This window comes from Rhizobium sp. No.120, from assembly GCF_054558365.1.
Map to the genome: position 1 here is coordinate 1 of NZ_BAAJNQ010000010.1, position 12,668 is coordinate 12,668.

General features: G+C 60.2%; 10 protein-coding genes. 6 read left to right on the forward strand and 4 right to left on the reverse strand.

From position 1 onward, the window contains the following. Positions 1–801: 801 nt before the first annotated feature. Complete coding sequence (locus tag ACYJRZ_RS23370; RefSeq protein ID WP_459463016.1) at positions 802–2,577, forward strand: thiamine pyrophosphate-dependent enzyme; 1,776 nt, start codon at positions 802–804, stop codon at positions 2,575–2,577. A 172-nt stretch (positions 2,578–2,749) separates the two neighbouring features. On the opposite strand, the gene ACYJRZ_RS23375 is transcribed toward ACYJRZ_RS23370, so the two are convergent. Genes ACYJRZ_RS23375 through ACYJRZ_RS23390 form a run of 4 tightly spaced genes read right to left on the reverse strand, consistent with a single transcriptional unit; the run spans position 2,750 to position 7,774 of the window. Further along, positions 2,750–3,313 carry a sarcosine oxidase subunit gamma gene (locus ACYJRZ_RS23375; protein WP_459463018.1) on the reverse strand — a complete coding sequence of 188 codons (564 nt, stop codon included), beginning with the start codon at positions 3,311–3,313 and terminating at the stop codon, positions 2,750–2,752. Continuing rightward, positions 3,306–6,236, reverse strand: coding sequence for a sarcosine oxidase subunit alpha family protein (locus tag ACYJRZ_RS23380; RefSeq protein ID WP_459463020.1), 2,931 nt, complete (start codon positions 6,234–6,236; stop codon positions 3,306–3,308). The genes ACYJRZ_RS23375 and ACYJRZ_RS23380 overlap by 8 nt, the downstream gene beginning before the upstream one ends. After that, entirely contained in the window at positions 6,233–6,511 is a 279-nt protein-coding gene (locus ACYJRZ_RS23385) for a sarcosine oxidase subunit delta (protein ID WP_459463022.1), read from the reverse strand. The genes ACYJRZ_RS23380 and ACYJRZ_RS23385 overlap by 4 nt, the downstream gene beginning before the upstream one ends. A gap of 12 nt (positions 6,512–6,523) precedes the next feature. After that, on the reverse strand, positions 6,524–7,774 hold the full coding sequence (locus ACYJRZ_RS23390) for a sarcosine oxidase subunit beta family protein (RefSeq protein ID WP_459463024.1): 1,251 nt from the start codon (positions 7,772–7,774) through the stop codon (positions 6,524–6,526). A gap of 88 nt (positions 7,775–7,862) precedes the next feature. On the opposite strand from ACYJRZ_RS23390, the gene ACYJRZ_RS23395 reads away from it, so the two are divergent. The 5 genes from ACYJRZ_RS23395 (at position 7,863) to ACYJRZ_RS23415 (ending at position 12,648) form a co-directional block, all read left to right on the forward strand. Beyond that, positions 7,863–8,822, forward strand: a complete 960-nt coding sequence (locus tag ACYJRZ_RS23395) for a GlxA family transcriptional regulator (RefSeq protein WP_459463026.1) — start codon at positions 7,863–7,865, stop codon at positions 8,820–8,822. Between the two features lie 79 nt (positions 8,823–8,901). Beyond that, complete coding sequence (locus ACYJRZ_RS23400) at positions 8,902–9,585, forward strand: helix-turn-helix domain-containing protein (protein WP_459463028.1); 684 nt, start codon at positions 8,902–8,904, stop codon at positions 9,583–9,585. A gap of 92 nt (positions 9,586–9,677) precedes the next feature. After that, on the forward strand, positions 9,678–10,586 hold the full coding sequence (locus ACYJRZ_RS23405) for a class II glutamine amidotransferase (protein WP_459463030.1): 909 nt from the start codon (positions 9,678–9,680) through the stop codon (positions 10,584–10,586). 31 nt (positions 10,587–10,617) lie between these two features. Beyond that, positions 10,618–11,304, forward strand: coding sequence for a GltB/FmdC/FwdC-like GXGXG domain-containing protein (locus ACYJRZ_RS23410; protein ID WP_112724649.1), 687 nt, complete (start codon positions 10,618–10,620; stop codon positions 11,302–11,304). 15 nt (positions 11,305–11,319) lie between these two features. Beyond that, positions 11,320–12,648 carry an FMN-binding glutamate synthase family protein gene (locus ACYJRZ_RS23415; RefSeq protein ID WP_112724650.1) on the forward strand — a complete coding sequence of 443 codons (1,329 nt, stop codon included), beginning with the start codon at positions 11,320–11,322 and terminating at the stop codon, positions 12,646–12,648. Positions 12,649–12,668: the final 20 nt, after the last annotated feature.

The following is a 12,668-nucleotide window of genomic DNA, read 5'->3' on the forward strand; positions in this document are numbered from 1 at the left end:
AGGCTTAGACAGCCCAAGCCGAGCATCGAATTACCCAACCAGAGGCAGCATGTCCGAAGTATTCACACGCTCTACTTTGAAAAGCGTCACTCTCCGCAATCGCATTGCCGTTCCGCCGATGTAGGCTCCGTAGCAACGCTGTCACTAACCCAATCAACGTCAGCGGCATTCACGACCGGGCTGTCCTATTCTGCTCGCGAGCCGGCGACGGTGTAGTCCCACTATAGCCCTAAAATACCAGCGGCTTAAAGCAAGTGTGGCAAAGTCGATACACTCCTCGCGGGCGGAGCAAAAAGCCGTAACTTCCTAAAAATAATCCATAGTTTTCTAAAATACGGCCGTCGAGAATGGAGGCATGCTCCGATCGTAACCATTCGGTGCGTTATGGAAATTCAATTCTCCGACCTTGAAATTTTGGCTCCGAAAATCGAGATGGTCCAGGTTGCATTGCGGTGCGCAATTTGCCAGCCACCTGACTGTTGAGGAACTCGGAATCTACTTGCTTGCCGCATCCTCGGGGAGATGAAGGTCCCTTTCGGTCTCACACATGTTGAATTGAAAAATGTCGTCCGAGTTTGGCGATATAGTTTGTCCGCTTTCCAGCAGCAAACCCGGGCAAACAGGATCAGATCTAACAGAAATAGCATGACATGATCGATGTCGCCGCCGGCATGAATGTGCCGGATGTAATCGAGATCGGCTTGACGTCAGAACCGCGCCTCCTCCGGGCCTGACCGGTCCGGGAGAGAACGTCAATATTTTGCTGAATTCAGGAAAAGGTCATAGCGGAAAGGCGAGCCAATGACGGTGTATCTTACAGTCGAAACGGCAGGTGATGTTCAGGTAGTCAAGCCGAAAACGGGATATGAATTCCTGATCGATGTGCTCGAGACCTGGCACGTGCGCCACTATGCCGGCGTCACGGGGGGAGGGGTCATCCATTTGCTCAAACATATCGAGCCGATGGTCTCTCTCGGCGATGATGCCGAGCGCCCGGTTTTCTACAATATCGGAGAGTATGTCGCCGGCTTCATTCCTCTGGGATACTATCTGGCGAGCGGGAAAATCAGTGCGGCTGTCGCAACGACGGGCGCCGCCACGCGACTGCTGACCTGCGGCCTGAGCGATGCGAAATTACACAATATTCCTGCAGTTTACCTCATTCCCCTCAGCCCGGCGGATACGCGATACCGGGCACCGCTGCAGGATACGAGCCCGGACGGGGCCGATGTCGTGGCTCAGCTGAAGGCCGAGCTGCCATCAGGCACATTCGTCTTGAACGATCCGGACACTATGGAAGAACAACTTGAAGAGGCCCGGGAACATCTCGCTCAAGGCTCGCCCATAGCACTTCTGATGCCACCGGAGGCTCTCGGTAAGACGATGCCTGAACCGGCCTATGCGCCTTGGCACCGCGACGGCATCCGTAAACCGAACAGGATCGACCAAGCATCGCTCGCCCATTTTTTGGCTGAATTTCCGCGGCAATCAGCTGGGCGTCGGGTGATCGTGCTCGCTGGAGAAGAGGCAGCCATGTACCCGCACATCCCGGTCCTCACCACACGTTTGTGCAAAGCATTACAGGCACCGATCGTCTGGAGCATAAACGGGGCGAATGCGGTGGCGCGCAACAATAGCTTCGGTTTCGGCTATCTGGGATTTGGCGGCAATGATCGCGCAATGCAGCTCTGGAGAAGCCTCGGCCCTGACGATATCGTCATTACCCTCGGCTTTTGCCCTGACGAATATACCCTTAATTTCTCCGACATACCTGCCCATACGACATGGAATTTCACCAATCTGGCCGCGCCATATGGCAGCGTTGGGGGCGAGTTTCGACATCGTGTGCGCGGCGAATATTTCGATGTTCGAGGCCCGATCGATCAGGTTCTGAGCGAAGCGATCGGCCGGCTCGAGAGCCTTCAGCTGCCGCGCCCTCCGGCACCAGACTTTGTGGCCGATCTCAATGATCGCGAGATCATGCCGCCACGCGCGGGGACAATCGATATTGCTCGATTTTATCAGGAGCTAGATCGTCAATGGCAGCCTGGAAGCATTGCATTCGACGATGTCTGCCTTGCCTACAAGGATCGTCAGTATGTCACGCAACGTCCGCATCCGAACGTCCGTTTCCATTCGCTCTATCGCGGTTCGGCAATGGGAGGAGCATTCGGCGCGGCAATCGGTGCAAAGCTTGCAAAGCCGGATGCGGCAGTCTTCGCTTTCATGGGCGATGGATGCTTCCGGTTGATTGCTGGTTGCTTGGCCGAAGCACGATCATTGGGGCTAGTCCTGTTCATACTGGACAACGGCGCGTTCGGCATCGTGATGCAGGGCCTGCCCGTGGTCATTCCCGACTATTCATCCAGCCGCTACCACAGCGATCTGCACCGCATCGACTTTGGATCCATGGCGCGCGCATGCGGCTGGGAAAGCCGCAAGCTGATGCCGGATCTCAGCAACCTGGCCGAGATCATGCGGGAAAGCTACAGTCCCGGTCATCCATCCATCTTGGTTGAGGTGCCGGTGGATGCAGAACAGGTGGTCGGACAAAATCCGCGAGCTAACAATCTGTAGCGCCACAAGGCCATCCCCAATAAGGGCAGCAGCGCATGCGGGGCGAAATGAGTGACCAGCTGCTCGATCGGCGCTGACAGCTTGGGCTTCCTCCGATTGGGAGGACTTGGCGGCCGTGTGGCGGCGGGTAATCTCTTTTCACTTCCGGATGTCATAAACACCCGTTACAGGATCATTCAAATCGGACACCATCGGCATCGCAAGAGCCAGCCCCTTGGGACAGGACAAGCGTTTCGAGCTCCTCATACAGCGATTCCGCAAAGCTGCGCAGCACGGTCAGCTCGAAATCTTCCATGCCGGTGCGCGTGAGCTGCACGGAGGTATGGCCGAAGAGCGTCATGGCGCTACTTCCCTCCGGGAAGCTCGCTGGATGCAGGTCGATAGCCGTACCCTTGTTGAGCATCCGGGCAGCACGCGATCCTGAGATGCGGATACGGATGCGTCCGTGGCTTTGATCGGAGACGAAAGCTCTGCCCGCCAGAGCGTCTGCAAGGGCTTGCTCTTGGGAGCCGGTAAGCTGCTCGTTGCCGGCGATGAACCATTGCCGGTATCCGGACGGCCGCACGGAACTGTCCTTAAGGCCGGCCGCTGGAAGATGCGTCGCAAGCTCCTCGCTCGTGGTCGCGCCCATGACATGCAGCAGATGGCCTTCAGGCAGTGCTTCCAGCCGAATGATTTCTCCCTCCAAGACGGATTTGTCGGCAAGAACCGGCTTCGATGTCGGCAAATCAAGCATGGAGTTTCTCGTTCTGAGGGTCGATGAAGACGGGGCTGCAGATCACCGCATCCGTGCATTCATTTCTGAGGCCGTTCCAGACGACGATCTTCTCGCCGATGCGCTCCGGTCCGTTCTTGATGAGCGCGAGGCCGATCGTGTGGCCAAGGCTCGGCGAAAAGGCGCTCGAGGTGACATAGCCTTGATCGTTTTCGAGCGTTGCGGCAGCGCCTTCCGCCAGGATGTGGGCCCCGGTGCGGAAACTGGTCGCCGGGTTGACTGGTTTGACGCCAACGAGGCGCGGGCGATCGACGGCCTGAAGCCCCTCGCGAGCGAGCATGGCCTTGCCGATGAAATCCGGTTTTGTGGTCGAAACCATGCGGCCAAAGCCGAGATCGCCTGGTGTTACCGTGCCGTTGATCTCCGCATGGGTGACATGGCCCTTCTCGATACGCATGACGCCAAGCGCCTCGGCGCCATAGGCGCAAATTTCATGTTTTTGACCCGTCTCCATGATGGCATCGGCGACGAATTCGCCATAGGCCGCGGGCACGCCAAGCTCGTAGGCAAGCTCGCCGGAAAAGGAGATGCGGAAGAGGCGGCCCTCAAGCTTGCCGCCGAACAATGAGACTGCGCGCGCGCTCATGAACGGGAAAGCCGCGTCGGAAATGTCCTCGTCGACGATCTCGGAGAGGATCGTCCGCGATTTCGGTCCGGCAACCGCCATCTGCGCCCATTGATCGGTTGACGACGCGAAATAGACCTCCAGCTCGGGCCAGAGCGTCTGGGCATAGAATTCCAGATGGGTCAGCACGCCGGCGGCAAGCGCCGTCGTCGTGGTCATGAAGAAATGGTCTTCGCTCAAGCGGCTGGTGGTGCCGTCATCATAGATCATGCCGTCTTCGCGCAGCATGATGCCATAGCGTGCCTTGCCAACCGGCAGCTTGGCGAACCCGTTGCAATAGATGCGGTCGAGGAAGGTGGCGGCATCCTTGCCGAAGATCTCGATCTTGCCGAGCGTCGAGACATCGCAGATGCCGGCATTTTTTCGAATGTTCAGCACTTCGCGATCGACGCTTTCGCGCCAGGTCCTCTCACCCTCGCGCGGGAACCAGGAGGAGCGGTACCAAAGCCCGGTTTCCACGAAGACCGCACCGTTCTTCTTTGCCCATTCGTGCAAGGGGGATTTTCGCGCCGGCTGAAAATGCTTAGCCCGTGAAGTACCTGTCAAAGCACCGAAGGAAACCGGCGTGTAGAAGGGCCTGAACGTCGTGGTGCCGACCTCGGCCGGCGATACGCCGCGGGCCTCGGCCAGGATGCCGATGGCATTGATATTCGAAAGCTTGCCCTGATCGGTCGCCATGCCGTTCGTCGTATAGCGTTTGGCGAGTTCCACATCACCATAGCCTTCGCGCGCGGCAAGGCCTAGATCCTTGAGGTGCACGTCGTTCTGATAGTCGACGAAGGCCTTACTCTTGCTCCCTCTGACATGCCAGAGCCGCGCGGCAACGGTCGATGCTTCTTCTGCTGACGCGAAGGCGGTGGCGATCTTTCCGAAGCCGATTGCCTCCAGCGCCTCGGCAGCTTTGATTGCTCCGTCGCCAAGACAGCTATCCGTGGAGAAAAGGCCGGCCGCGGAGCCGGCAATCAGCAGGCCATCCTGTCTTTCCGGCGCGAGGAAGGCCGCATGCTTTTCGGACCAGACCGGCTTGGCGCCGCGATGGCAGGCAAGATGGATGATCGGGCTCCAGCCGCCGGACATGGCAAGCGCGTCAGCTTCGATCTCCTGTGTGCCCAAACCGCTCGCAATCTTGACCCGGTGGACCTGCCTGGTGCCAAGCGCATCGAGGACGCAGGCACCAGTCAGCACCCGCGCCTTGCCGCCCCAGTGTTCACCAGCGGCGCGCGTATCGACGATGGCGGCGACGTCGACGCCCGCGGCCTCAAGGTCAGCAGCGGTGCGATATCCGGAGCTGTTGGTCGTGAAGACCACGGTGCGCTTACCGGGAGCGACGGCCTGACGATTCAGATAGCTGCGCATGGCGCCTGATATCATCACGCCTGGAACGTCGTTGCCGCCGAATACGAGCGGCCGCTCTTCTGCTCCCGTGGCAAGGATCGCCTGCTTGGCGATGATGCGCCAAAGGCGTTCGACCGGCTGACGCGGATCGGGCCTTGCCACATGTTTCTGGACGCGCTCAACCGCGCCGAAGACATTGTCATCATACCAGCCGATAACGGTCGTACGCGGCAGGCATTGCACGTTCGGCAAGCTATCGAGCTCATCCAACATGTCCTTGCGCGGCGAGTTGCGCTCCAAGAGCAAACTGCCGCCGAGAGCGAAGCCTTCGTCCGCGAGAATGACACGCGCTCCGGCGCGTCCGGCCGTCAGCGCCGCGGCAAGGCCTGCAGGCCCGGCGCCGATCACGAGCAGGTCGCAATGCGCCCAGCACTTCTCATAGGAATCGGGATCGGCCTCATAGGACGCCTTGCCGAGACCGGCGGCCTTGCGGATCAGCGGCTCGTAGACCTTCTCCCAGAAGGCGGCGGGCCACATGAAGGTCTTGTAGTAGAAGCCGGCGCTGAGGAAAGGCGACAACAGGCCGTTGACGGCGCCGACATCGAAGGCGAGCGAGGGCCAGCGGTTCTGGCTGCGGGCGATCAGTCCGTCATGAAGCTCGATCATCGTTGCACGGGTATTGGCTTCAGTTCGTCCGCCCGTGCCGGTTGTGACAAGCGCATTGGGCTCTGCGGCACCGGCTGTCAGGATACCGCGTGGGCGATGATATTTGAAGCTGCGGCCGACAAGCTGGATACCGTTGGCGAGCAGGGCGGAGGCAAGCGTGTCGCCGGGATGACCGGTCAGACTCCTGCCGTCGAAACTGAAGGCAATAGTTTTGGAGCGATCGATCCGGCCGCCGGAGGAGAGGCGATAGCTGCTCATGAGCCGCCTCCGAGCTTGGCAAGCGCCGCGTCGCTGACACCATGGACTTTGTGGGTAACAGTGTCGCGCTCGACGATCAGCCAGCGGCGGCAGCCGGATGAATGATGCCAATATTCCCTGTGCCGCCCCTTGGGGTTATCGCGCAAATAGACGTAGTCGTACCAATCTTCCGCGCTGGCGTCGGCTTTCGGGCGGCTGAGGTTCGCATCGCCCTTGATGGTGAACTCTTCCTTGGGCCGGGCGCCGCAGTGAGGGCAGGAAATCAGGCTTGCCATCGTGTCATGTCCTCAATGCAGGTTCGGTTGGGCGCCGACGCCCTTTTCATCGATCTGATAGCCACGCCGGAACCGGTCGAGGCGCAACTGCGTCGCCGTTTCATGCGGCTCGTTGCGGGCAATCAAATGCGCGTAGCAATAGCCCGACGCTGGCGTCGCCTTGAAGCCGCCGTAACACCAGCCGGCGTTCAGGTAGAGATTGTCGAGGTGGGTCCGGTCGATGATCGGGGAGCCGTCCATGCTCATATCCATGACACCGCCCCATGTGCGCAGATAGCGCACGCGTGTCAGCGCCGGGATCATCGCCACACCGGCTTCGGCGACATGCTCGACGGTTGCGAGGTTGCCACGCTGAGCGTAGGAATTATAGCCGTCGATATCGCCGCCGAAGACGAGACCGCCCTTGTCGGACTGCGAGACATAGAAGTGTCCGGCGCCGAAGGTGACGACGCAATCGATGAACGGCTTCAGGCCTTCGGAGACGAAAGCCTGAAGCACATGGCTTTCGATCGGCAGGCGCAGGCCAGCCATGTCAGCGACGACCGTGGAATTGCCCGCGGCCGCCAGCGCCAGCTTGCCGCAGCCAATGAAGCCCTTCGTCGTCTCGACGCCAAGGACCCTACCATTGTCGGAACGAATACCCGTCACTTCACAGCCGGTGATGATGTCGACGCCACGACTATCGGCGCCGCGGGCATAGCCCCAGGCAACGGCGTCATGGCGCACCGTGCCGCCGCGCTGCTGTAATAGGCCGCCCATGATTGGGAAGCGCGCGTTTTCGAAATCCAGGAATGGCAGCTTCTTGCGAACGGCTTCGCGGTCGAGCAGCTCAGCATCGACGCCGTGCAGGCGCATCGCGTTGCCCCGACGGGTATAGGCGTCGCGCTGCGCATCCGAATGAAAAAGGTTGAGCACGCCACGCTGTGAGACCATGGCGTTGAAATTGAAATCCTGCTCAAGCCCTTCCCAAAGCTTCATGGAGAGCTCGTAGAAGGGATTGTTGCCGGGCAGCAGGTAATTGGAGCGGATGATCGTGGTGTTGCGGCCGATATTGCCCGAACCGAGGTAGCCCTTTTCCAGAACGGCGACATTGGTGATGCCGAAGGTCTTGGCCAGATAATATGCGGTTGCCAGCCCATGGCCGCCGCCACCAACGATGATGACGTCATAATGCGGTTTCGGTTGCGGCTGGCGCCAAGCGGGCGCCCAGCCGGTATTGCCGCGAAGACCGTTAAGGAAAACAGAGAAAGCCGAATAGCGCATGGTCAGGTCCGCTGTAAATTGCGCTTATGATGACAGAGCGGCAAATGCTGACTTGCCCAATTAGGACCTCTTTCGATAGAAAAGGGACATGGCTTCCATCGATGCAAGAAATGGTCAGTCCATCGGCTTCATCCTGATCCCCGGATTCGCGCTGATGTCCTATGCTTCGGCAAGCGAACCGTTGCGCGCCGCCAATCTCCTGGCCGGGCGTGAAATCTACCGATTGCCGATCTTTTCGCCGGACGGCACCCCGGCGGTCTCTTCGGGCGGCGTGCCCGTGCCGGCCGGGCCTCTTCCCGGTCGAGGCTCGGGTCTTGCCACGGTCTTCGTCTGTGCTGGCGGCTCGCCGCGCGATTGGCACTACCCCACGGTTCTAGCCTGCCTCCGCCAGCTCGCACGTGAGGGCGTTCGCATCGGTGGCATTTCCGGCGGCCCCTATCTGCTTGCCGCTGCCGGGCTTCTGGCGGAGCGCGATTTCACCATTCATTGGGAGCATGCGCCAGCCCTGCTCGAAGCCTTTCCAGCGCTTGCGCCGCGCCAGGCCCGCTTCGTCATCGACGGTAATCGCATCACCTGCGGCGGCGGCATCGCGCCGCTGGACATGATGCATGTCTTGATATCGGAGCGCATGGGCGCCGATTTCGCACGGCGCGTCAGCGACTGGTATCTGCACACCGAAGTCGGCGAGCCTGCGGCGCCGCAACGCGGTTCGCTTGCCGAACGCTATGGCGTTCATCACCCGGGTTTGCTGAGCGTGCTCGAAAAAATGGAGGAGACGATCGAGATGCCGCTCGACCGTACAGCCATGGCGCGCATTGCCGGTGTCACGCCGCGTCATCTCGACCGGCTGTTTGCCGCTCACCTCGACTCGACATTCCTCGATCAATATCGACGGATAAGGTTGCAGCATGCCCGGCGACTGCTGGAGCAGAGCCCGCTTTCGATCTCTGAAATCGCCATCGCCACCGGCTTTTCCAGCGGCGCCCATTTCTCCAGAGCCTATCGCTCACTTTATGGCATGGCACCCGGCAAAACCCGCCGCGGCTGATTTTCGTCGTAGTTGAGAAAATTTCACTGGGAGGATAGAGTTCTTCCCAGCAAGCCCTGCCGGCAAAAAAGGATACAGAATGAAAACCAAGGCAGATAAAATATCGGCCGACGATCAATCCCATGCTGGACGGTCGGCCTTCTCCCAAGACCCGCACGCGGTGCGCGAGCCGAAGGAAAACAATCTCGAAATGGCGATCGGCCACGAGGTTCGCGCCTATCGCAAGAAGCTCGGCATCACCGTGACGGATCTTGCCGCTGCGACGGGGATCTCGCTCGGCATGCTGTCGAAGATCGAGAACGGCAATATCTCGCCGTCGCTGACGACGTTGCAATCGCTATCGCGCGCGCTCGGTGTGCCCTTGACCGCATTCTTCCGTCGCTATGAAGAACCGCGCAACGCCGTCTTCGTCAAGGCCGGCCAAGGTGTCGAGCTGGAACGCCGTGGCACGCGTGCCGGCCATCAGTATAATCTCCTCGGCCATATCGACAACAATTCGAGCGGCGTCATCGTCGAGCCCTATCTCATTACGCTGACGGCCGATTCCGATGTCTTCCCCACGTTCCAGCACGAGGGCATGGAGTTCCTCTATATGCTCGAGGGCGAAGTCATGTACCGCCATGGGGACCAGCTTTATCCCATGCAGCCGGGCGACAGTCTCTTCTTCGATGCCGATGCGCCGCATGGCCCGGAGGTGCTGGTCAAACTGCCGGCAAAATACCTGTCGATCATCAGCTATCCGCAGCGGGGCAAGACCGACTGACTTGCCTAAAAAGAAAAATTTATTCTTTTGAGTTGAAAAACCGTAATAGACCTGATAGCCATTTTGCAGATGCGAAAATGGAGGCTTTGGGCATGTGCGGAATTGTCGGTCTTTTCCTGAAAGATAAGGCGCTGGAGCCGAAACTCGGCGCGCTTCTGTCTTCCATGCTGATCACGATGACCGATCGCGGACCTGATAGTGCGGGTATCGCGATCTACGGCAGCGATAATGGCAGTACGGCTAAAATCACTGTTCAGTCGCCCGATCCGGTCAAGGATTTCGACGGGCTGGAATATGAACTCCGGCGCGCGCTCGACATTCCCGTGGCCGTAGTGGTCAAGAGCACACATGCGGTCATCACTCTTGCCAAGGACAAGCTCGACGAGGGTAGGGTAGCACTGGCGGCTCTGCGCCCGAATATTCGGGTCATGAGCAGCGGCGATACCGTCGAGATTTACAAGGAGGTCGGCCTGCCGAAGGATGTGGTCTCACGCTTCGGTGTCACCGCCATGTCCGGTACGCACGGCATCGGCCATACCCGCATGGCAACCGAGTCGGCCGTCACGACGCTCGGCGCGCATCCCTTCTCCACCGGGTCGGATCAGTGCCTGGTTCACAACGGGTCGCTCTCGAACCACAACAACCTGCGCCGAGAGCTGAAGCGCGAGGGCATGGTCTTCGAAACCGAAAACGATACCGAGGTGGCGGCCGCCTATCTCACGGCCGAGATGGCGAAAGGCAAGGATCTCGGCGCGGCGCTCGAAAGCGCGGTCGACGATCTCGACGGCTTCTTCACCTTCGTCGTCGGCACCAAGTCCGGTTTCGGCGTCGTTCGCGATCCCATCGCCTGCAAGCCGGCGGTCATGGCCGAGACGGACCAGTATGTCGCCTTCGGCTCCGAATATCGCGCGCTCGTCAATCTCCCGGGCATCGAGGATGCCCGCATCTGGGAGCCGGAGCCGGCGACCGTTTATTTCTGGGATCACGAAAAGGCTGCCTGATCAGAAGTGCTGCAATCGAGAGAGATCTTACATGCCAGTTTTCGACCTATCCGTCACGCCGCTGCGCGAACTCAATAGCGCTCTTCATGGCCTCGCCGCCGGCACCAACGATACGGCTTTCGAAGTCGTCAATCCGCGCGGCCATCATGCGGTGGCCGCAGGTATCGACGCACCTGTCACCGTCGATATCAAGGGCTCCGTCGGCTATTACTGCGCCGGCATGAACGATGGCGGCAACGTCACCATCCACGGTTCGGCCGGCCCAGGCGTTGCGGAAAACATGATGTCCGGCACCGTCGTCATCGAAGGCGATGCCAGCCAGTATGCCGGGGCGACCGGGCAGGGTGGCCTGCTTGTCATCAAGGGCAATGCCGCCTCGCGCTGCGGCATCTCGATGAAGGGCATCGACATCGTCGTCTACGGCAATATCGGCCATATGTCGGCCTTCATGGGGCAATCCGGCCATCTGGTCGTGCTCGGTGACGCCGGCGATGCGCTGGGGGACAGCCTCTATGAGGCCAAGCTCTTCGTTCGCGGTTCGGTGAAAAGCCTCGGCTCCGATTGCATCGAAAAGGAGATGCGCCCGGAACACCTGCAAAAGCTCTCCGAGCTTCTGGAAAAGGCCGGCGTGCGCGGCGTCAGGCCGGAGGAATTCAAGCGCTATGGATCGGCGCGCAAGCTCTATAATTTCAATATCGACAATGCCGACGCGTACTAAGGCGAAGGGGACCTCATGAGCTACCACAATCCGCACACGCCGCCTCGCAAGTCCGCTACCTTCGACGATCATACGCTCGCCGAAATCCGCCGTGCGGCGGCGACCGGTATCTATGACATCCGCGGCGCCGGCACGAAGCGCAAGGTGCCGCATTTCGACGACCTGTTGTTCCTCGGTGCGTCGATATCGCGCTATCCGCTCGAAGGCTATCGCGAAAAGTGCGATACGACCGTCGTCCTCGGCAGCCGCTTCGCCAAGAAGCCGATCACGCTGAAGACCCCGATCACCATTGCCGGCATGAGCTTCGGCGCGCTTTCGGGCAACGCCAAGGAAGCACTTGGCCGCGGCGCGACGATCGCAGGCACGTCGACGACAACAGGCGACGGCGGCATGACGGACGAGGAGCGTGGCCATTCGCAGACGCTAGTCTACCAGTACCTTCCCTCGCGCTACGGTATGAACCCTAGGGATCTGCGCCGGGCCGATGCGATCGAAGTCGTTGTGGGCCAAGGCGCCAAGCCCGGCGGCGGCGGCATGCTGCTCGGCCAGAAGATTTCCGATCGTGTCGCCAACATGCGCAACCTTCCGAAGGGCATTGATCAGCGTTCGGCTTGCCGCCATCCGGATTGGACCGGTCCGGACGATCTCGAAATCAAGATCATGGAATTGCGCGAGATCACCGATTGGGAAAAGCCGATCTATGTAAAGGTCGGCGGCGCACGCCCCTATTACGATACGGCTCTTGCCGTGAAGGCGGGTGCCGATGTCGTCGTGCTTGACGGCATGCAGGGCGGCACGGCCGCGACCCAGGATGTCTTCATCGAGAATGTCGGCATGCCGACGCTCGCTTGCATTCGCCCTGCGGTCCAGGCGCTGCAGGATCTCGGCATGCATCGCAAAGTGCAGCTCATCATTTCAGGCGGCATTCGTTCCGGCGCCGATGTGGCCAAGGCCTTGGCGCTGGGCGCGGATGCAGTTGCCATCGGTACGGCGGCGTTGGTTGCGATCGGCGACAACGATCCCAAGTGGGAAGAAGAGTACCAGAAACTCGGTACGACGGCCGGCGCCTATGACGACTGGCACGAAGGTAAGGACCCGGCGGGCATCACGACGCAGGATCCGGAGCTCGCAAGCCGGCTCGACCCAATTGCAGCCGGCCGGCGGCTCGCCAATTATCTCAAGGTGATGACGCTGGAAGCGCAGACGATCGCGCGCGCTTGCGGCAAGAATCACCTGCACAATCTGGAGCCGGAGGACCTCTGCGCGCTGACGATGGAAGCCGCCGCCATGGCGCAGATTCCGCTCGCCGGCACCAACTGGTACCCGGGCAAGGGAGGCTTTTAAGATACCGGCCGGGCCCGAAA